This window comes from Bacillus sp. GW821-FHT01G09, from assembly GCF_059422205.1.
In genome coordinates, this window is sequence record NZ_JBWKWL010000001.1 from 804,307 (window position 1) to 824,136 (window position 19,830).

The window sequence follows — 19,830 nt, forward strand, 5'->3', positions numbered from 1 at the left end:
ATGCTAACGCGACACGTACCTGTTTCCCGTCACCCAGAAACGCCATGGATAATCGCGTGCCTCCCCGCTGTTGTCAATGCCGATGCGCGGGCCGGTTGAAATTGCTTCCGGTGTGTACCCGCTTTCGATGTAAAGCGGCTGTTCCGTGATCCAGCGTCCGTAGTCATTCATCGTAACGCCAAGCGCTTTCGTCAGCTTTCCGGGTCCGTTTGTCCATTCCCTCGGACTCCTGCCCGGCCTTCTCTCCTCCATTAACAGCTGGCCTTCATGCGGCTCAATCGCCCTGATTAATACCGCTTGCGGAACATCCTCTTCCGCGGCAACGACATTCAGCAATGTATGGGTGTGCATCACATATGTATATACCCGCCCAGCTTCTGCAAACATGATCTCAGTCCGCTTCGTTCGGCGGTTGTTAAAGCTGTGGGCCGCTCTGTCTCCAGCCCCCATATAGGCCTCTGTTTCCACAATATAGCCTGAGGCTATACCTTCGTCTGTTTCTTTTACAAGAAGGCAGCCCAGAAGCGATGGGGCAAGCTCAAGAGCGGTTTTTTGATAAAACGTGATGGGCAGCGGATTTTTTTCTCTCGTCACGAATCGACCTCTCCTTTTACCGATTTTTGTACATTGTACCATTCCCGAAGCAGATCAAAAAAAACGGCTGTTTTAAAATCTTTCCATTCAGGGAATATTGTTACCGTTCAAAAAAGGAGGGCCAACCATTGAAAGATGATCATCAAAACAAGCAGCACCAATCAAATGCCCAAGGGAGCGAGGAAGCGCTTTCTCATAAGACAACCGGGAAAAACGAGTCAGAGGATACCTTAACGAATAGGCAGGGGCATCCTGTTACTGACAACCAGAATGTGAGAACCGTCGGGAATAGAGGGCCTACAACACTTGAGAACTATGATTTTCTCGAAAAGATCAGCCACTTCGACCGGGAACGCATCCCAGAGCGGGTTGTTCATGCCAGGGGAGCAGGTGCACATGGATATTTTGAAGCGTACGGAAGCTTCGGAGACGAACCGATTTCAACATACACACGGGCCAAGCTCTTTCAGGAAAAAGGCAAGAAAACACCGGCATTTGTCCGTTTTTCAACTGTGAATCATGGAAAACACTCGCCTGAAACATTGAGAGACCCGCGCGGTTTTGCTGTAAAGCTATATACAGAAGACGGAAACTGGGATTTGGTCGGAAACAACCTGAAAATCTTTTTTATCCGCGACCCGCTGAAATTTCCGGATCTTGTACACGCATTTCAGCCTGATCCAGTGACCAACATCCAGGATGGTGAACGTATTTTCGATTTCATTTCTCAATCTCCTGAAGCGACACACATGATCACCTTCTTGTTTTCGCCTTGGGGCATTCCGGCCAACTACCGGCAAATGCAGGGTTCAGGCGTACATGCCTATAAATGGGTGAATGAGGAGGGCAAGGCCGTTCTCGTGAAATACCATTTTGAACCGAAGCAGGGCATCCGCAACCTGACACAGAAGGAAGCAGAAGAGATTCAAGGGAAAAACTTTAACCATGCCACACAGGATTTATATGACGCGATTGAAAATGGCGATTATCCAGAGTGGGAAGTGTATGCTCAAATCATGAGTGATGATGAGCATCCTGAACTGGACTTTGATCCTCTTGATCCGACAAAACTGTGGTATAAAGACGATTTCCCATGGAAACCGATCGGCAAATTGGTTCTGAACAAAAATCCGGAAAACTACCATGCGGAAGTGGAGCAAGCTTCATTTGGAACGGGAGTGCTTGTCGACGGGCTTGATTTTTCAGACGACAAATTGCTCCAGGGGCGTACGTTTGCTTATTCTGATACGCAGCGCTACCGTGTAGGCGCAAATTACCTGCAGCTTCCGATCAACTCGCCGAAAAAGCATGTCGCCACCAACCAGGAAGGCGGGCAAATGCAATATCGGGTCGATAGAGCAGAAGGACAAAACCCGCACGTCAACTATGAGCCATCCATTATGGGCGGGCTGAAGGAAGCGAAGCAGGACGGAAAAGACCATACGCCGCATGTCGAAGGTGATGTAAAGCGTGAAGCGATTGACAGAACAAACAACTTCGGACAGGCTGGAGAAACGTACCGGAGATTTACTGAATTTGAGCGGAACGAACTGATTACGAATTTGGTGAATACGCTTTCTACGTGCCGAAAAGAAATTCAGGATCAAATGATTGAGAATTTCACAAAAGCTGATCCTGACTACGGAAAACGCGTAGCAGAAGGGCTAAAAAAGGTTTCCGAAAACAACAGCAACGGGCCGATCGGCACAACTGAAACGGAACAGGCTGCAAAGCAGGCTGAACAGGAGAGCCATCCGTCAGATCCGTATTAAAAACAGCGAACAGGGCTTTTTTTGAAGCCCTGTTTTTTTATTTCTATTGAAACGCTTTCAACAATTGTGTTGTACTGGAAGGAAAGGGGTGGAGAGATACGATGGAATTACAGCAGGACTTGATTCCTCATAAAAAAACAATCGGCGCCTTAGATCACGCCGTTTTTTTATGCATGGTATTTTGTTTCTGGTTTTCAGGCTATATTTACGTTCCTGTATTCAGCCTGTATTTGGAGGATCTGCACTTTTCATATGGCGCAATCGGCATCATTCTCGGCAGCTACGGGGTCACGCAAATCCTTCTGCGATTCCCGCTCGGCCTTTTGTCAGACATCCTGTTTTCCTTGCGCAAGCAATTGTTAATTGCCGGGTTCGGCTTTTCTGTCCTCAGCAGCCTGCTTTTTCTGATGTTTGATTCTTTCTTCTTCGTGCTGGCCGCCCGGCTGTTCGCGGGAATCACTGCTTCTATGTGGGTGATGGCGACCATTTTATACGCACATTATTTCAACAATGGCAATGCATCAAAAGCAATGGGCATCATGCAGTTTTTTACCGTCATGCCTCAGTTTGCCAGCATTGTGTTCTGCGGGCTCGCCGCAGCCCATTTAGGGAGGCAGGTTCCTTTTTGGATAGCGCTGGCAGCTTCTGCCTCAGGTCTGGTGATCTGCTGCTTTATAAAGGATCCGTCTGCTCCTCCCGCAAACCGTGACATTCGTGTCAATCAGTACATCAAAGATACATTGCGGCTGCCAAAGCTGAAGCTTTTCACCATCCTGTCTATGACGGCCCATGCCGTATTATTTATGACAGTGTTTGGTTTTACGCCGCTTTACATGAATCAGCTCGGAATGGGCGACGCGGAGCTGCTTTGGGTGATGAGCGCCTTTTTCCTCCCACACGCAGCCGCCACATTAAGCTTTGTGTTTCTGCGCTTTACAAGCCGTATCGCTTACTCCGTGATGCTCATTAGTTTCGCTGTCACCGGGGTCTGTTTGCTATATGTTCCTTTTTCAGCTGCATTGTTCACGGTTTGCATCACACACGCCTGTATCGGACTGGCGCTCGGCTTCGTTTTTCCTCTGCTGCTAAGCCATGTCGTCGAAATCAGTTCTGCCCGTTTAAAAATGTCAGTGATGGGGTTTTATCAATCATTTTATGCGCTAGGCATCTTCCTCGGGCCCCTTCTTGCCGGAAAAATCGCACAGCTTGTCGGGCTTGCGGGAGTTTTTTATGGAGCCGGGTCTCTGGCATTTGCCGCCTTTTTTGTGATGCTCGCGCAAAAACGTAACATGATCAATTAATAGCTTTCATACCGCCGGAAGCGCCACACAGAAAACACGGCCAGAAGCATGATGCACAGAATGGAGAAAGTGAGTGACCATCCGAAAAAATCTGCCCGCTCTCCATGAAGAAGGATATGCTCCGCCTGCTTGCAAATCTCAGCCGGAAGCCACTTCGCACCATCTGGAAATAGTGAAACAGCAAAGGAAACAGCTGCTGTGAGCCCGATCCCGCAAGCCGCAGCTGCTCCGACAGACCGGAATATCGTACTTCCGGCAAGGCCGGCGGTCACAATAAATATCACCCAAAGAGCGTAAAGGCCAAGGCTTGCGGCAAAGCGGCTGAATGATGCGTCCTCAAACAGCAGCCGGACGTAATAGTAAGCAAGTCCGTATCCAGCTGCAAACGACATAATGCCGATCACGCTTTGGATGAGCCATTTACTCACGATATAATGGGCTGCCGTCACAGGCCGCGACATAATCAGCGCTGTTACCCCTTGATTTCTTTCATTGGCTACACTGCCCATCACGCTAAAGATGACCAGAGCCATGCCAAGCGTGTTGAATTGAGAAAGCGTGCTGACCATCACTTCAGACCCGGAGGGCATCGTAAAACTGATTTTCATGCCGTCAGGAAGGTTCCCTCCATGTGCGATGATTTCCGGCATATAATAAATGGTCAGCGGCTGTGTCAGACCGACGATCATCATCGCAATCGGCAGCCAAATCAGCTTGCCGCTTTTCCATCCTTCAAGCCACTCCTTCTGCAATAGCGCCATCATCACCTTCATGCGTGCACCACCTTTAGATAGACGTCTTCTAGAGACTCCGTTTTCTGTTCAAAGCGGGTGACGGTCAATCCCTTTCGGATACAGTCACTTAATAATGACCGGCCAGCGTGTATATCAGGCAGCTCGAAAACAGCTTGGGACGGATTCTTATAGACAATAGCTGAGACGTAAGGCTTCTCTTCAAGCCAGCCTTCCAGCTTCTCTTTCACTGAAAGGGTAAAAACGTTCGTTTGCTGCTGTTGTTTCAGCTCCTGTAACTCGCCTTTCCATGAAATTTCACCGTTTTTCATCATCACCACTTGATCACACACCTGCTCTGCATCGTGCAAAACATGTGTAGAAAACAGAACGGCCATATGCTTTTTCAGCTCCCGCATCATGTCCAGCACCTCGAACCGTCCTGTCGGATCAAGTGCAGACACCGGTTCATCCAATATCAAAAACTTCGGTTTATGGAGCAGTGCCTGTGCCAGACCGAGTCTTTGTTTCATGCCTCCTGAATAGCCCCCGATCCTTTTGTGCTCCGCTTCGTGCAAACCCACAAATTCCAGCATCTCGCCGATTTCCTCTTGGCATTTTCTCTTCGAAAGACCGGACAGTCTCCCCGCAAATGTCAAAAATTCATTTGCGGTCATCCAGGAATAAAAAGCTGGATACTGCGGGAGGTACCCAATCAAACGCCGATCCAGCTTTTTTTCTCCTAACAGCTTAATGTTTCCGGAGGTTGGTGAAAGCAGCCCGGCAAGCATTTGCAGAGTCGTGGTTTTGCCGGCTCCATTAGGTCCTAATAGTGCGACACACTCGTTTTCATTCACGTGAAAACTGACATTCTTTACAGCTTCATGATGCCTGTACGATTTGCATAATGATTCAATAGACAGCATATCGGCTTACCTTTGCTTTCTGCCGACGGTGAAAAATAAAATCGGCCCGATAATATTGATACATACGATGATTGCAGCCCACATCCACTTTGGCCCGTTCGTCCGCTCTTCTTTTATACAGCTGATAAGGGCAAACACCGCCAAAGCCAGCTGTAATACAATCAGCGGCAAAATCATTTCCCAAGAAATATTCATTGCTTGATCCCCCTTTTCTTCCGATCCGGCCTAATGACAAAAAAGTAATAACAAATCAGAGGCATCGGTGCTTGAATCAATCCGACAATCCCCCAAACCCATGCCATGCGATTACGTTTTTTCGCATCAATAAATAAAAAGATTCCCTGCGCCAATACGATGAGACAAGCCGCAACCGTTATGATAATTTCTGTTTGTGTCATCCGCGTTTCACCTCGCATTCGCCGAGATGCCTTTTTTTCTCAGCCGCAATCAAAATCGGCAGCACCGCAAGCACACAAACCTGAAGCACAATAAACACAGCAGGAACTTGAGTGAAAGCTAAGATTGCAGCACTCACAACCATCAGCGCGCAGAATACAAATAAAATGATCTCTTGAAGAAGTTTTTTTCTGTATTCAGCTTTCATTTGTGACAGCTGGTGAAGCAGTTCTTTTTGATTCGGTATAGAGGGATTGGCTGTTTGATCAATTTTTTTCCATTCTGACTTTAAATGATCAGAAAGCTTTTCTTTATTCATCATCCCACTCCTTTCTGATTTGCTGGAGCCCTTTATGAACTCTGGACTTTACAGTGCCTTCTTTGATTTGAAGCATCACCCCGATTTCAGCGTAGGTATAGCCGTAGTAATGCCTTAATAAAACCGGTGTGCGCAGTTTAGGGTCCAGCTTTGAAAACAGATCGAGCGTTTCGCTCCACTCTGCCCCTTTCGCCGACACGTCCCACTTGATCTTGCGGATTGTTTCCTCCGTAACTGTCTGATTCCGTTTCCATTCTCTCTTTCTCTTTTTCTGGTGATCGAGATAGAGCCGCGATGCAATGGAGATCAGCCATGTGGAGAATTTTGAACGGCCCTGAAAGCTTCTTAAATGGATGTACCCTTTCAGAAAGGTTTCCTGAACAAGTTCCTCGCTGAGATCGGGGTGAAGGGAAAGCTTTAACAAGTATTTATATAAGAAAGAATAGTGATAGTGGAAAAGGGCTGTAAACGCCTCGTCGTTTCCCTCTTTCGCCTGCTGGATCAGCCGCTGTTCTTCATGTGTATCCAATGACCGTGATCCCCCCTTTTTTGTTTTTCTGCCTTATGAGACGACACCGGATTCAAAAGCGTTCATCTTTTTTACAATTCTTTTCAGCCATTGACAGATCAGGCTTCCCGGCCGTTTGGCTGCATATCCTTATTTGTAAACCCCCTTATAGTCTGTTAAGCTATGACTTTATGTCGATTTCAAAAAAACATCCAATATGGAGGACGATGCATTGAAAGTAGAAAGGCGAACGATTGAATATATTCCGAATGAAGAAAGACATGGTAAAGCGAAAGATTTATTTCCCGTATGGTTCGGGGCTAATATGCATATCACCACGTTAGTGACCGGCACGATTCCCGTTGCAATGGGACTTAATCTGTTTTGGAGTGTTGCCGCTATTATTTGCGGAACCTTAATCGGTGCCATATTTATGGCGTCTCATTCCGCGCAAGGCCCTCAGCTAGGCATCCCGCAAATGATTCAAAGCCGTGCCCAATTCGGCGTAATCGGAGCGATTCTTCCCCTCTTCTTAGTCATGTTTATCTACCTTGGTTTCTTCGCAAGCAGCACGATTCTGGCGGCCGGAACCTTAAGCAGCTTTGTTCCCATCCCGGGATCATGGAGCATTATAGGCTTAAGCGCCGTATGTTTTTTACTCACCATTTTCGGCCATGATTTGATTCACAAAATGCAAAAAATCCTTTCTTGGACCTCTTTTGCTGTATTTTTTGCTGCAACGATTCTCATTTTTCAATTGCCGATTCCAGCAGGCAGCTGGATTCCCGGAGCGATTGATCTGCCAATTTTCTTGGTGGCAGTCAGCGCAGTTGCGACGTGGCAGCTTGCCTACGCGCCGTATGTTGCCGATTATTCAAGATATCTGCCAGTTAAAACACCGGCTTCAAAAACATTTTGGTACAGCTATGCAGGTACATCTGTCAGCTCCATCTGGATGATGCTGCTCGGCGCATTGCTGACAACCTCACTTCCTGACTTTACGGCAAACTCAGGCAGCCAGATTGTCCAATTGTTCGGTCCCTTCTCGTTTATTATGCTGATCATTGTGTTATTTGGGCAAATGGCAATCAATGTTTTTAACCTGTATGGGGCCTTCATGTCCACGACAACAACGCTGGAGCCGTTTCTGAAATTAAAAGTCACGCCCAAAGTCAGAATCATCATGATCCTGGGTGTCACGCTTGTCGGCACAGTCTTAAGCCTACTGGGACAGAGCAATTTTATGGAGCTGTTTTTGAATTTTATCTTTTTCATCAGTTATTTCTTAATTCCGTGGACGGCAATCAATTTAGTCGATTACTACTTCGTTCGCCACGGAAAGTATCAAGTCAAAGCCATGTTCGACGTAAACGGGCCTTATGGAAAGGTCAATTGGATCACCACAATTGCGTTCGTTCTGTCTATCTTGCTGGAAATTCCGTTTATCAACACAAGCTTTTACATCGGACCGCTTGCCAAAATGTTTGGCGGCGGAGACATCGCATGGATTATCGGCTTGGCCGTGCCTTCTGTGCTTTACTATGTATTAATGAAACCGCGTCTGAAAAAACGGGCGGGGTATCAAGAAAAGCTGTCTTCTCTCTGAAGACAGCTTTTTTATCATTCAAATCGTTTCCACACGCGGGGCAGGATGTCAGATAGCTCATGAGCGAGCAACGTATGAGCGGAGTGCTCGTCCGTCCAGAGCTCGGCGCACGCACCATGCAAATAGACCGCGTTTAATATGGCGTGCTTTGGATCTTCATGGCAGCAGAGCATCCCCAATATCATGCCCGTCAGCGTGTCACCGGTTCCGCCCTTGGCGAGCGCCCCGTTTCCGGTTGGATTGAGCCAGCAGTCTCCATCAGGAAACGCGATGACGGTTTGGTTTCCTTTTAACACAATGACAGTCTGCAGCTGAGCCGCCCATTCCTTTGCATATTCCGCTCTTTTTTTCTGCAATTCGTTCACGGGCACCCCTGTCATTCGGGAAAACTCGCCCGGGTGCGGCGTGAGGGTGACGGGGGCCTCCCGTTTCGGATATGTGCGCTTCGCCAGCGCTCCGGCATCCAAAATAACAGGACAATCAGCCGCAAGCACATGATCGACTGCCTGCTGTACGCTTTCCGTTTGCGGAAGGCCCGGTCCGATGGCAATGGCCCGGTACGTCTCTTCAAGCTGAGCATCCGCCGCCTTTTTCCAGCCGTCACGCCAATAGGTCGCCTCGGGCAAAACAGGAACAATTAGCGGGATTACGCTTTCTGATGTACCGATGACAAGCTTGCCGAGACCGCTCCGCATGGCCCCAAGCCCTGCAAGCAGCGCTGCCCCCGGCATGTCGTCACTTCCAGCCAGCAGCAAAGCCGTACCGTACGTGCCTTTATGGCTCTCCGCATCTCTTTCAGGAAGCGTGGCCCTTACATGCTCTTCCGTCCAATATGGAACATTCATCTCTATCCCTCCTCTGCTTTCTTTTCCTATTTTTCCTGTCCCTTTTCTTTTTCAAACAAAAAAGACAGCCTTTTAGGGCTGTCTTCTATTTTACAGGAACATCAAGGTGATACAGGCGGCTGTACCGTTCGTTTGCCGCCAGAAGCTCCTCATGGGTTCCTTCCATTTCTGTTTTGCCGTTTTCGAGAAATACGATTTTATCAGCCGCTTCCACTCCCGCGAGATGGTGGGTAATCCATAAAATCGTTTTTCCTTTCAGCACCTCAAACACCGTTTCCATCAATTCACGTTCGGTAATAGGATCGAGGCCGACTGTTGGCTCATCGAGGATGATGATCGGTGTATCCTGCAGCAAAATCCTCGCAAGTGCGATCCGCTGGCGCTCTCCACCGGAAAAACGGATGCCGGTTTCTTGTACAGAGGTATGATATCCATCAGGCAATGACTCAATGTAGTCATGCAGGTTGACCTGCTTTGCGGCGCGGCGCACATCCTCGTCGCTTGCTTCTCCGTTTCCGAGCCTGATGTTGTTCAAAATACTTGTATCAAACAGGTGCGGTTTTTGATTTAACACGGCCACCGCATCCGCAATCTGATCCTTTAACAGCGCTGTCTCCACTCCGTTTAACGTCACAGAACCGGAGTCCGGTTTCAAGGCGCCTTCGATTAATGCAAGCGATGTTGATTTCCCAGAGCCGCTTCGGCCGAGCAGCGCCATTTTTTCTCCTTGGCGCAGCGTAAAGGAAAAGTTGTGCAGCACTTGGCTGCTGTTATCATAAGAAAACGCCACATCACGAAAGACCAAGGTGACATCTTGAAGATCGAGCATTTGATCCCCTGATTCAGTTTGTGACGCCTCCAGCTGAGGAGCCACCTTGTTCATGCGTCTGATAGAATCCTGATAGCCCGGCACTTCGCCTAAGGCATCCGAAAGCGGCAAAAAGGCTTCCGTCAACGGAAACACCACTAGCACAAAAGCGGCAATCATCGTTTTAGCGAGCTCGCCGTCCGCTTGCTGTCCCGCTGTCCAAAACAGCATCAGCAAAATAAGGCCGGCGACAAGGCATTGCGCAGCAAAATCCCGCCATCTTGTAAAGCGTTGTTTTTTCCGTTCAAGCTCAAACCAATCATGTTCCTCTTTTTCATAAGCATCAATAAAAGCATGCCGGCGTCCGCTGAACATCCAGTCGCTGACACCCATCACAGCATCTGTCAGACGGCTGTACAGCACATTCCGTCCGCTTTTCAGCTTCGCATTCTTCGCTCTCGTCACGAGCAAAGACACAACCGGAAACAATACAACAAGAACAAACAAATACAGCGCAAGCAATATGGCAAACGGCCAAGAGAAGAAGCCGAGCGCTATCACTGACACAGCATACAGGAGCAAGGCTGAGATCGCAGGAAAAATCGTTTTTAAGAATGCATCCTGCAAATGCTCAATATCCTCAGACAAAATGCCGAGCATATCCCCCGTGCGAAAACGGGAACGCAGCATCAAAGCACCCGGCTCAAGCATATTGTAAAGGCGGACGCGCATGTCGGATACGATTTTCAAAATGATGTGATGCCCGACGAGCCGTTCCACATATCGCGATACAGAACGCGCAATCCCAAAGGTGCGCACTGCGACAATCGGCACATAAATGAGCAGAATGTTTTCCGGCCTTGTCGCCGCTTTAGAAATCAAAAACCCTGAGGTGAACATGAGAAAAGCAGCAGAAAAAATCGTCACCGCGCCCAAAAAGATAACCAGAACAAACAGGCGGGCATTTTGCTTGATATACGGCAAAATCCATTCTTCTTTCTTCATGCTCTTTCCCCCAGTTGTGCCTTCACGAGTTTGGTATACACACCGTTTTTCTCCAGCAGTTCATTGTGAGTCCCGATTTCCGCAACCCTGCCCCCGTCCAGCACGATAATTTCGTCCATATCGAGCATCCAGTGAAGGCGGTGAGTCGCGAGAAAGACAAGCTTATCCTCAAATAAATCCAGCATCGTTTCTTTTATTTCATATTCTGTTTCGATATCAAGATGGGCGGTCGGCTCATCCAGCAGCAGGATCGGACGGTTTCCCAAAAAGGCGCGGGCCAGCGCGACACGCTGTGCCTGGCCGCCGCTGAGCGCCCGGCCGCCTTCCCCGATCCGCCCCTCTAATCCTTCAGGAAGGCTATCCACCAGCTCCGCCAGTCCCGCCGCCGCAGCAGCACGGGCTGTATCCTCTGCCGAAGCGCTTGGATGGTAGAAGCGAATGTTGTTCCCAAGCTTGTCATCAAAAATGTACGGATGCTGGGGGATGTAAAGAAGGTTCTTCTGCCAGTTGCCGTCCTGCAAATGGGACCGGCTTGTACCATTAACCTCAATCATCCCGCCATCCGGCTCTAAAAATCCGCCGAGAATATCAATTAATGTTGATTTTCCGGCACCGCTTGCACCGATAATGCCGATTTTTTTCTTGCCCTTGAATGAGAGATGAATATCAGACACCGAACGGCCGACTGACACGCCTGACAGCTTCAGCTCATCCTGATCGGACCAAGCCTCGAGCTGAAGCGGCGTCTCTTCTTTAAAACCAGGCTGCGACAAAATCTCTTGAATGGTTTTTCCTGCTTCCTGGCCGTTCAGCGTTGCATGATAATCATTCCCCACTTCCCGCACCGGCAAAAAATACTCAGGCGCCAGAATAAGCGCCGTTAAAGCAGGGCCAAGCAAAATATCGCCGTCAATAAGGCGCAGGCCCAGAAATACTGCGACTGTCGCCACCGACAGCATCGTGAAAAAATCGAGGGCGAATGATGACAAAAACGCCACCCGGAGTGTGCTCATCGTTGCCTTGCGATACCGCTCACTCACATAGAAAATATTTTTGCTGTGTGACTTGCTCAAACCTAGGAAACGCAATGTCTCCAGCCCGCGAAGAGAATCAACAAAATGATTGGAAAGTCTCTGATAGGATTTCCACTGACGATCCGCTTTTCTCTGCGCGACAAGGCCGAGGAGAATCATAAAGATGATCAGAATCGGCATAGCCGCCACTAAAATGATGGCTGATGTGCGATCCTGAAAAAACACATAAATGACAACCGCCGCAGGCACAATCGCCATGCTGACCATTTTCGGCAGAAACAGCTCCAGGTAGCGGCGGAACTGGCTGATGCCTTCCATCGCCAGCGTCACCATTTGCCCCGTCCCCTCTTTCTTTGCAAAGCGGGGGCCTAATCGGAACAGCTGATCAAGAAAACTTTTTCTCAAATCTGCTCCTGTCCGGGCGGCGTATTGATAGACGATTTTCTGTCGCGCCACCGTCACCCCGTGCCGGGCGATAAAAGCGATGAGGAAAAAGCCGATCACCGGAAAAAGGGAGGTAATGCCCTTCCCGTTGAACAGTCCGGTTACGGCCTCACTCAGCCACTCTGCCTGCATAACAATGGCGGCTGTCTGAATCAGCGTTAAACAAGTAATCACGGTGAGAATCCGCTTCATTCCTTTATATCGAAACAGGTCTTTTCCCATTAATAAGTCATAGGCTCCTTATGGCTGACGCGCTTCCGGAAGACATAATAGCTCCAGATCTGGCTGCCGATGACGAACGGCAATAGCGTTAATGCTGCAATTGACATGACTTTAAGCGAATAATCTCCGGAAGAAGCGTTAGCTACTGTTAAATCGTATGCGCTATGAAGCGAGCTGACCATTACGCGAGGGAATAGGGAAATAAAGATCATTCCCACGGTCAGCGCCAGACCAGCGCCTGTCATCCCAAATGTCCAGCCGTCTTTTTTCTTACGAATAAATACAGCCGCGAGCATAAAGCAGATGACAATCAAAACAGCGAGCGGAATGGTAATCTCGCCGCGGCGTGTAAACATGTCTGTCTGATACGCAGAAAGGGCCGCGAAGGCAAGAACCGCTACAAAAACAACACCCATTATCTTTTGCGCCATTTTCCGGGCGCGGTTTTGCAAATCACCAATCGTACGCAGCGTGATAAACATTAATCCATGCTGGAAGCAAAGAAGTGTTACCGTCACACCGCCAAGTATAGAATATACATTGATATAATCAGATACATGTGCGTGAATGTTCATGTCGGCATCAATCGGCATCCCGCGGAATAATGTCGTGAACAGCACACCAAGCACAAACGGAGGAATCAGACTGCCGAAGAAAACGACCCAGTCCCAAACCTTTACCCATTTTAAATGATCCACCTTGCCGCGGAACTCAAACGCGACCCCGCGGCCCATTAACGCAAGCAGCACTATGACAAACGGAATGTAATAACCGCTCAGCATCGTTGCATACCAGTTTGGGAATGCCGCGAAAATGGCGCCTGCGCCAGTCAAAAGCCACACTTCATTCGCGTCCCAGAACGGCCCGATCGTGTTGATCAGCACTCTGCGTTCTAATTCATTATGGCCAAGAAAACGGGTCGCCATGCCGACCCCGAAATCAAAGCCCTCCAAAAAGAAGAATCCTACAAACAATACAGCAACGAGTATAAACCAAAGATCATGAAGAGATGCCATGGTATACCTCCTGACTAAATGGATCTGTTGATACAGGAACATCATGATGATCACTATGCTCCGCACCTTTTTTAATCTCACGGATAAACAAGAAGACAAGCAGTGCACCAAGAATCATGTACATCACACCGAATGCGATGATTGAGAATAACAAGGAGCCCGCTGTTACGTTAGGTGACACAGATTGAGCGGTTGTCATTAACCCCATAACCGTCCAAGGCTGACGTCCGATTTCTGTCATAATCCAGCCCGCGGAGTTCGCAAGAAACGGGAAGGAAATCAACGCGATCATGATGCGCAAATACCATTTGCTGTTTTCAAGCTTTTTGCGGCGGTTTAACCAAAGGCCGCCTAACGCAGCAAGAATCATGACAACACCTGCTCCTACCATGATGCGGAAGCTCCAGAATGTCGTTTTCACTGGCGGAATGTAGTCGCCTTTTCCGTATATTTTTTCGTACTCAGCCTGAAGGGTTTTCATCCCTTTGACACTTCCGCTGAATTTCTGATAAGCCAAGTAGCTCAAGGCATAAGGAACTTTGATTTCATTTGAGCTTTTTTCATTTTTTGTATCGATCGTCGCAAAAGCGGTCCAAGCAGCAGGGTCACCGCTGTCTTCCCATAGACCTTCACTGGCAGCCATTTTCATCGGCTGTGATTCCATCAAGTGCTCAGCCTGCATGTGTCCGCTAAGGCCGACGCCAAGACCGGCACAAAGGCCGACGATCATTGCGAGTTTAAAAGATTGCTTAAAGAACGGCACTTCTTTTTTCTTCAGCAGTTTAAAAGCACTCACTCCGGCAATAAAGAAAGCTCCAGTGGCAAGCGCACCGAAAATAACGTGCGGGAATTCAACCCAAAGCTGAGGGTTTGTAATCAACGCGCCAAAATCATTCATTTCCGCGCGGCCGTTTTTGATCGTAAAACCGACCGGCTCCTGCATAAAGGAGTTTGCTGTTAAAATCCAGAAAGATGACATGATCGTTCCGAATGATACGAGCCATATGCAGAGCGCGTGAATTTTCTTCGGCAGGCGGTCCCAGCCAAAAATCCATAATCCGATAAAAATAGATTCCATGAAAAACGCCAATAATGCTTCAATCGCAAGCGGAGCGCCAAATACATCTCCGACAAAACGGGAGTAATCTGACCAGTTCAGTCCAAACTGGAATTCTTGCAAAATCCCCGTTACAACACCGACTGCGAAATTTATTAAGAATAAGTGTCCCCAAAACTTTGCCATTTTGAGATACAGCTCATTTTTCTTTACAAGATAAAGAGTCTCCATCAACGCAACCATAAACACAAGCCCGATAGACATCGGCACAAACAAGAAGTGAAACAACGTTGTTGATGCAAATTGTATGCGGGCTAATACCAATTCACTCATGCTTTCTCCTCCATTTCCGGTTAAAACTGTTAATTTGCTCACTACTTCACAAATAGAACCGAGACTTTGATCAGTAATTCACAAAATAGACGAAAAAAATATTGTTCAATATTTCACAAATGTGTCAAAAAGTCGTCCAATATGAGGCAAGATTGCCAGACTGACCAAATGACACAATCTCTGACTGGTTCATATTAAGTACTTTACAACGATTCATTTCAAAAATAAAGCCTAAAATACCTAAAAAGTCCCGCACTATGTGACGGATTTTTGTCTATTTTGTTGCTTATTTATGTCGGCTGCTAGGATAAATGACCCTTTATTATCGTACATCAACACATCGTTCCTTGCGAACAAAATGCTTGCCCTGCACCAGCACTCGTTTCTCCGCACTCCGTCATAAACAGATTTTAGGCAGGATGCCTCTTTTCATTTGAACCGGCAAGTGGAGAAAAGTTGAATAGTAAATTTTTAATATATTAATAATTTCAATTTTTTAGTATACTTAACATAGTGAACAATTTCACTGCATCAAGAATAGGGGAGGTTTTTCAATGGGAGAGCTTCAAACACACATGCAATTGCAAACGGATACAATTCACGAAGGGGTTCGAAAAGAGAATTGGTTTGCGAAAGCCATGAATATAAAAGTAGGCATCATACCGCTTCCTGTGTATGCCTTGCTGTTTATATTAATCACTGTTTTTGTTATGCATCACGATGTAAAAAGTGACATTTTGACATCCATTGCCGTCATGGCGTTTTTCGGATTTACCTTTGCCCAAATCGGCAAATCGATACCGATTGTTCGTTCTATCGGCGGCCCGGCCATCCTAGCTACTTTTATTCCGTCCGCTGTCGTGTACTATCACCTGCTGCCTAATGATATCGTCAAATCCACCACAGAATTTACAGAAAACTCAAACTTTCTATATTTGTTTATCGCCGGTATTGTCGTCGGAAGCATTCTCGGCATGAAAAGAGAAACACTCGTAAAAGCATTCATGAAAATCTTTATTCCGCTTATTGTCGGTTCTGTCACAGCCGCTATTGTCGGACTGGCTGTCGGGACATTGCTCGGACTCGGATTTCAGCATACCCTGCTGTACATTGTCATTCCGATCATGGCTGGAGGAGTCGGAGAAGGCGCTATCCCGCTGTCCATCGGATATTCTGACATCATGCCCATTTCTCAAGGGGAAGCGTTTGCACTTGTTCTGCCATCGATTATGCTGGGCAGCTTGTGCGCGATTATTCTAGCGGGATTGCTGAACCGAATCGGAAAGAAAAAACCGGAATGGACAGGCAACGGCAAAGTGGACCGCTCCGAAGAAGAGTCCCCTGCGCTGGAGGAATCACAAAGCGGACAGCAAATGTTCAACCTTTCTTTATTTGCGTCAGGCGGTATCCTTGCTGTTTCTTTATACTTAGTCGGCATGCTCGCTCACGATTTTTTCGGTTTTCCGGCACCCGTTGCCATGCTGTTACTGGCTGTTCTAATCAAGCTGTTCAGATTGGTGCCTGCCTCAATTGAAAATGGCGCGTTTGGAGTGTCCCGCTTTTTTTCAACAGCTGTGACCTACCCGCTTCTCTTTGCGATTGGGGTATCCATGACGCCGTGGGACAAGCTTGTCGCCGCTTTTAACCTCAGTAATATTATTACGATTCTGTCTGTCGTTGTGACCATGATGGCCGTTGGCTTCTTCACGGGAAAATGGCTGAACATGTATCCGATTGAAACCGCCATTATCAATGCGTGCCATTCTGGACAAGGCGGTACGGGTGACGTTGCCATTTTAAGCGCCGCTGAAAGGCTTGAGCTAATGCCGTTCGCCCAGGTATCTACCCGCATCGGGGGAGCGATCACAGTGTCCTTAACCTTATTGCTGCTTCACCAGTTTTATTGATCCCCGCAAGCAAGTTCTTCGTCAAACGAAAGAGCTTGCTTTTTTGCATGTCCATGTTTTTGCAAGTTCCCGCCTCATGCTATAGTAATAGTTGGAAATACTAGATAGAAAGGAATATGGCATGCCTATGGGAACTCATCTATTTCTCTTTATGCTTCTCGGGCTGGGATTTTATTTGATATCAGCCCTGGCAGCAAAACTCATCCCGGCCGTAGACTTCTGGATTGATATTGTTCTTTGGGTCGGCGCTGCAATTTACATCTTCTCTCATCTCTCATTCATGGACGGCATTGTCTCAATCGCGACAATGTTCTTCTGCTATTGGACTGCAATGGATCTCATTGTTTCAGAGCGTGTGGAAAAACCTTCGGGAGACTGGCAGAAAATTGAGCTGGCCAGAAACAAAACACGTCTCCTGTCAGACATTACGCTGACCGCCATTGTGTTTGCAGGGGCTGTTATTTTTTTCATCTATGGACCTGACACAAGCCCTCTCAAATATGTGATCCTTCTCGGCATGATCTCCGGCGGAGGGGCACTGGTAAAGCGTATACTGAATGTTTTCAGCGTAAAGGTTTTTTATTCAGCTGCCTTAGAAAAATTGCATATCAGCTCACACTATGAAACCCGTACATACCCGCTTTCCGATTTGAAGGACATTCAGCTTGAATCAACAGCTGATCTCTTAAAGCTCCATCCGCTTCTGACGATGTATTCATCCCGTTTAGATTTGACAACAAGCTTTCAGCAAGTCATTAAACTGTCTCTTCCCGGCGAAACACTGTTTCTGACGGTGAAGGAACCGCAAAAATGGAAAACAATTCTCCAGGAATACACAGATGCAGAAAACAATGTGGACAATGTGATTTCTGTTTTGCCGTTTTATCATAGAAAAAATGTGAAGCGGCTGCTCGGGAAGCTTTATTTTGCCGCCAGCGTAAAAGGGGTATCCGCTTACGCCTTATTGGTGCTCGCGTTATACGCATTACACGCCTCTCCATGGGTCATGGCTGTTGCCGTAATCCTGTATTGGGTATTCAACATGTATATGTCAGACCGTGTGTTGCGGGCGGCAATGGACGCCAAGCCTTGTCATCATCCGCATGTACAGGCAGCGGCCGATAAGATTTTCCGATCGGCCGGCATTTCCCATGTCCGCATATACGAAACGGAGAGTGATGATTACAACGGAATGGCAGTAGGCATGAATGTCGGGAGGTCAATGGTCATCCTAACAAGCGCCACACTAACACTTCCACAGCGTGTCATTGAAGGCATTCTGGCCCATGAGGCGATTCATATCAAAAAACGTGACGTTCTGTCATCACAGCTTTTGCGTTTTCTATATCTTGGAGCTGTCGTTGGAATTTTCCTCTTATTTGAGCAGCATATCACCCATCCCGAGGCCCACAAAATTGCGCTTTGGGCTTTCATTATGGCAATCATTATCCTGTTCCAGCTCTATCAATCCTTTTGTTCACAATGGATGGAGGTGCGTGCTGACAACCTTGGCGCATCATTGCTGGGGGGCGGTTACAAACAAATGGCTGAAGCCTTGAGAATCTTGGCGGTTCGGCAGGATGAGGACATACAGAAACAAAGTGCCTACAGCTCTGAAGCAGGTGAAGACGAGCTTCAAATTGATTCTCTCACCCGTGATAAAAGCTGGTTTTTCAGATTGATTGATTTTCAGTTCGCTCCTCATCCCCCTATGTATTGGCGTGTCGGCACTTTATTGTCAAACAAAGGACATGGGGTGCTGAAGCGCTGGCTCAGAGACCGCCTGAAAGAATCGATCACTTTGAAATGAAACCGGTCAGCGTTTCATCCGTATAACAGATATGGTGAAAAAAGGGAGTGACGCGAAGTGATTGTGATCATCTTATTGTTTATATCTATTATTGTTTTTCTTTCAGTCATTCAGCCGCAGCCATCGGAAAATAAAAGCCGCCAGCAGGCGGACAGCGGGTATTTCGGTTATTCAGACAACGGCTCACACCATGATGGATGCAGCAGTGACGGAGGTTTCAGCGATTCCGGCTGTGGCGGCGGAGGGGGCGGCGATTAAACGCCGCCTTTTTTTATTTCATTGATTCGATGTACGCACCAAAAGCCGAGCCTGACATGCCTGGGGACACGCGCACACGATGGAGGGCATACATTCCCTGGTCTCTTGAAGCCACGCCCGGTTCTGTCGTCACGCCCATTTGATAGCCTGTTTTTTCAGCGGTCTTCAGCGTCTCCTCATTGTAGCGCCCTACCGGATAGCTGATGAGGGAGGTTTGCTGATGAAACATGTTGTCGAACAGCTTTTTCGAATCAGCCATCTCGCTTTGCTGCTGTTGAGGCGTTAATCCGTTCAGCTCAAGGTGGTCAATCGTATGGCTTTCAATCGATATGCCGTGCTGTGCCATTTCCTTCATTTGTTCCTCTGTCAGATGGTGCTTATGTCCGATCGATTTGCCGATCATAAAAATCGTTGCCTTCATCCCGTACTTTTTCAGCACCGGATACGCATCTTGATAATTGTCGGTGTACCCGTCATCAAATGTGATCAGCACGCACTTCTCACTCGGTTTTTTATCCTGCGTCAGCATGAGATACGCCTCTTTTGGCGTTAATGTCTGATAGCCGTTATCATGAAGCCACTTCATATGCGCCTCGAATTCTTTCTTTGGCACACGGAGGCTGTTTCCTGAAGAAATGCTGTGGTACATCAAAATCGGCAGCTTTGCCGGTTTCTCTGTTTTGATCCATACGGATGTATCGTCTTCTTTTTTCTGAACTTGTACTGCCTTTTTTTCCGGTTTCTTTTGTTCCGCTTTTGGCATCGGCTGCTCTGCATTCGCCTCTTGATCAGCGCAAGCCGAAAGAGCCAAACAGCTGCCCAAAAGAAAGATGCTTAAAAACAATCGTTTCATCGTCCTCCTGCTTTCTGTCTATTTCTTCCTCCTTTTTCATCGGTTTGATTCTGAGATTTTCAATAGCAAAAAACCGGACATCCCA

At 47.6% G+C, this 19,830-nt stretch carries 19 protein-coding genes; 6 read left to right on the forward strand and 13 right to left on the reverse strand.

Annotation, left to right across the window (positions count from 1 at the left end; all coding sequences use genetic code 11):
• Nucleotides 1-3: 3 nt before the first annotated feature.
• Nucleotides 4-594 (reverse strand): DNA-3-methyladenine glycosylase, encoded by a 591-nt coding sequence (locus AC07VD_RS04030; protein ID WP_029318640.1) that lies wholly within the window; start codon nt 592-594, stop codon nt 4-6.
• A gap of 128 nt (nt 595-722) precedes the next feature.
• Between AC07VD_RS04030 and katX the strand changes: the two genes are divergently transcribed.
• A complete protein-coding gene (gene katX, locus AC07VD_RS04035) occupies nt 723-2,366 on the forward strand; it encodes a catalase KatX (RefSeq protein WP_494721535.1) in 1,644 nt (547 codons plus the stop codon).
• Between the two features lie 101 nt (nt 2,367-2,467).
• Complete coding sequence (locus tag AC07VD_RS04040; RefSeq protein WP_345805785.1) at nt 2,468-3,667, forward strand: MFS transporter; 1,200 nt, start codon at nt 2,468-2,470, stop codon at nt 3,665-3,667.
• Here AC07VD_RS04040 and AC07VD_RS04045 read toward each other — a convergent pair.
• Genes AC07VD_RS04045 through sigY form a run of 6 tightly spaced genes read right to left on the reverse strand, consistent with a single transcriptional unit; the run spans nt 3,664 to nt 6,568 of the window.
• Complete coding sequence (locus AC07VD_RS04045) at nt 3,664-4,440, reverse strand: ABC transporter permease (protein ID WP_003243335.1); 777 nt, start codon at nt 4,438-4,440, stop codon at nt 3,664-3,666. The two genes, AC07VD_RS04040 and AC07VD_RS04045, sit on opposite strands and share 4 nt — an antisense overlap.
• Complete coding sequence (locus AC07VD_RS04050) at nt 4,437-5,324, reverse strand: ABC transporter ATP-binding protein (protein ID WP_494721534.1); 888 nt, start codon at nt 5,322-5,324, stop codon at nt 4,437-4,439. Before AC07VD_RS04050 ends, AC07VD_RS04045 begins: the two co-directional genes overlap by 4 nt.
• A 6-nt stretch (nt 5,325-5,330) precedes the next feature.
• The gene (yxlE, locus tag AC07VD_RS04055; RefSeq protein ID WP_003227293.1) at nt 5,331-5,519 is read right to left on the reverse strand and encodes a sigma Y negative regulator YxlE; all 189 of its coding nucleotides are present in this window, start codon (nt 5,517-5,519) and stop codon (nt 5,331-5,333) included.
• The gene (gene yxlD / locus AC07VD_RS04060; protein ID WP_003227291.1) at nt 5,516-5,722 is read right to left on the reverse strand and encodes a sigma Y negative regulator YxlD; all 207 of its coding nucleotides are present in this window, start codon (nt 5,720-5,722) and stop codon (nt 5,516-5,518) included. Before yxlD ends, yxlE begins: the two co-directional genes overlap by 4 nt.
• Nucleotides 5,719-6,039, reverse strand: coding sequence for a YxlC family protein (locus AC07VD_RS04065; RefSeq protein WP_015714946.1), 321 nt, complete (start codon nt 6,037-6,039; stop codon nt 5,719-5,721). Before AC07VD_RS04065 ends, yxlD begins: the two co-directional genes overlap by 4 nt.
• Nucleotides 6,032-6,568, reverse strand: coding sequence for an RNA polymerase sigma factor SigY (sigY, locus tag AC07VD_RS04070; protein WP_015250905.1), 537 nt, complete (start codon nt 6,566-6,568; stop codon nt 6,032-6,034). Before sigY ends, AC07VD_RS04065 begins: the two co-directional genes overlap by 8 nt.
• Nucleotides 6,569-6,779: 211 nt before the next feature.
• Here sigY and AC07VD_RS04075 point away from each other — a divergent pair, with 211 nt between their 5' ends.
• Nucleotides 6,780-8,153, forward strand: a complete 1,374-nt coding sequence (locus tag AC07VD_RS04075; RefSeq protein WP_003244111.1) for a cytosine permease — start codon at nt 6,780-6,782, stop codon at nt 8,151-8,153.
• A gap of 14 nt (nt 8,154-8,167) precedes the next feature.
• On the opposite strand, the gene AC07VD_RS04080 is transcribed toward AC07VD_RS04075, so the two are convergent.
• From AC07VD_RS04080 to cydA, 5 genes are all read right to left on the reverse strand, one after another.
• The gene (locus tag AC07VD_RS04080; protein ID WP_494721533.1) at nt 8,168-8,998 is read right to left on the reverse strand and encodes an NAD(P)H-hydrate dehydratase; all 831 of its coding nucleotides are present in this window, start codon (nt 8,996-8,998) and stop codon (nt 8,168-8,170) included.
• Nucleotides 8,999-9,083: 85 nt separating this feature from the next.
• Entirely contained in the window at nt 9,084-10,811 is a 1,728-nt protein-coding gene (cydC, locus tag AC07VD_RS04085) for a thiol reductant ABC exporter subunit CydC (RefSeq protein ID WP_124059432.1), read from the reverse strand.
• On the reverse strand, nt 10,808-12,511 hold the full coding sequence (gene cydD / locus AC07VD_RS04090) for a thiol reductant ABC exporter subunit CydD (RefSeq protein ID WP_494721532.1): 1,704 nt from the start codon (nt 12,509-12,511) through the stop codon (nt 10,808-10,810). The genes cydC and cydD overlap by 4 nt, the downstream gene beginning before the upstream one ends.
• On the reverse strand, nt 12,511-13,527 hold the full coding sequence (cydB, locus tag AC07VD_RS04095) for a cytochrome d ubiquinol oxidase subunit II (protein ID WP_003244559.1): 1,017 nt from the start codon (nt 13,525-13,527) through the stop codon (nt 12,511-12,513). Before cydB ends, cydD begins: the two co-directional genes overlap by 1 nt.
• On the reverse strand, nt 13,511-14,917 hold the full coding sequence (cydA, locus tag AC07VD_RS04100; RefSeq protein ID WP_014481318.1) for a cytochrome ubiquinol oxidase subunit I: 1,407 nt from the start codon (nt 14,915-14,917) through the stop codon (nt 13,511-13,513). The genes cydB and cydA overlap by 17 nt, the downstream gene beginning before the upstream one ends.
• Nucleotides 14,918-15,471: 554 nt before the next feature.
• On the opposite strand from cydA, the gene cimH reads away from it, so the two are divergent.
• From cimH to AC07VD_RS04115, 3 genes are all read left to right on the forward strand, one after another.
• Nucleotides 15,472-16,824, forward strand: coding sequence for a citrate/malate transporter CimH (gene cimH, locus AC07VD_RS04105; RefSeq protein ID WP_003227271.1), 1,353 nt, complete (start codon nt 15,472-15,474; stop codon nt 16,822-16,824).
• A 121-nt stretch (nt 16,825-16,945) separates the two neighbouring features.
• Nucleotides 16,946-18,634 (forward strand): M56 family metallopeptidase, encoded by a 1,689-nt coding sequence (locus tag AC07VD_RS04110; protein WP_494721531.1) that lies wholly within the window; start codon nt 16,946-16,948, stop codon nt 18,632-18,634.
• Between the two features lie 57 nt (nt 18,635-18,691).
• The gene (locus AC07VD_RS04115; RefSeq protein WP_024571471.1) at nt 18,692-18,892 is read left to right on the forward strand and encodes a YxzE family protein; all 201 of its coding nucleotides are present in this window, start codon (nt 18,692-18,694) and stop codon (nt 18,890-18,892) included.
• Nucleotides 18,893-18,905: 13 nt separating this feature from the next.
• Here AC07VD_RS04115 and AC07VD_RS04120 read toward each other — a convergent pair whose 3' ends face one another.
• Nucleotides 18,906-19,745, reverse strand: a complete 840-nt coding sequence (locus AC07VD_RS04120; protein WP_494721530.1) for a polysaccharide deacetylase family protein — start codon at nt 19,743-19,745, stop codon at nt 18,906-18,908.
• Nucleotides 19,746-19,830: the final 85 nt, after the last annotated feature.

Coding starts and splice junctions, on each gene's coding strand:
- yxlE (WP_003227293.1), bottom strand. CDS start 5,519: ATGAATATTTCTTGGGAAATGATTTTGCCGCTGATTGTATTACAGCTG.
- AC07VD_RS04050 (WP_494721534.1), bottom strand. CDS start 5,324: ATGCTGTCTATTGAATCATTATGCAAATCGTACAGGCATCATGAAGCT.
- cydA (WP_014481318.1), bottom strand. CDS start 14,917: ATGAGTGAATTGGTATTAGCCCGCATACAATTTGCATCAACAACGTTG.
- cydD (WP_494721532.1), bottom strand. CDS start 12,511: ATGGGAAAAGACCTGTTTCGATATAAAGGAATGAAGCGGATTCTCACC.
- yxlD (WP_003227291.1), bottom strand. CDS start 5,722: ATGACACAAACAGAAATTATCATAACGGTTGCGGCTTGTCTCATCGTA.
- AC07VD_RS04040 (WP_345805785.1), top strand. CDS start 2,468: ATGGAATTACAGCAGGACTTGATTCCTCATAAAAAAACAATCGGCGCC.
- AC07VD_RS04065 (WP_015714946.1), bottom strand. CDS start 6,039: ATGAATAAAGAAAAGCTTTCTGATCATTTAAAGTCAGAATGGAAAAAA.
- cydB (WP_003244559.1), bottom strand. CDS start 13,527: ATGGCATCTCTTCATGATCTTTGGTTTATACTCGTTGCTGTATTGTTT.
- AC07VD_RS04045 (WP_003243335.1), bottom strand. CDS start 4,440: ATGAAGGTGATGATGGCGCTATTGCAGAAGGAGTGGCTTGAAGGATGG.
- AC07VD_RS04110 (WP_494721531.1), top strand. CDS start 16,946: ATGCCTATGGGAACTCATCTATTTCTCTTTATGCTTCTCGGGCTGGGA.
- cimH (WP_003227271.1), top strand. CDS start 15,472: ATGGGAGAGCTTCAAACACACATGCAATTGCAAACGGATACAATTCAC.
- AC07VD_RS04080 (WP_494721533.1), bottom strand. CDS start 8,998: ATGAATGTTCCATATTGGACGGAAGAGCATGTAAGGGCCACGCTTCCT.
- AC07VD_RS04120 (WP_494721530.1), bottom strand. CDS start 19,745: ATGAAACGATTGTTTTTAAGCATCTTTCTTTTGGGCAGCTGTTTGGCT.
- cydC (WP_124059432.1), bottom strand. CDS start 10,811: ATGAAGAAAGAAGAATGGATTTTGCCGTATATCAAGCAAAATGCCCGC.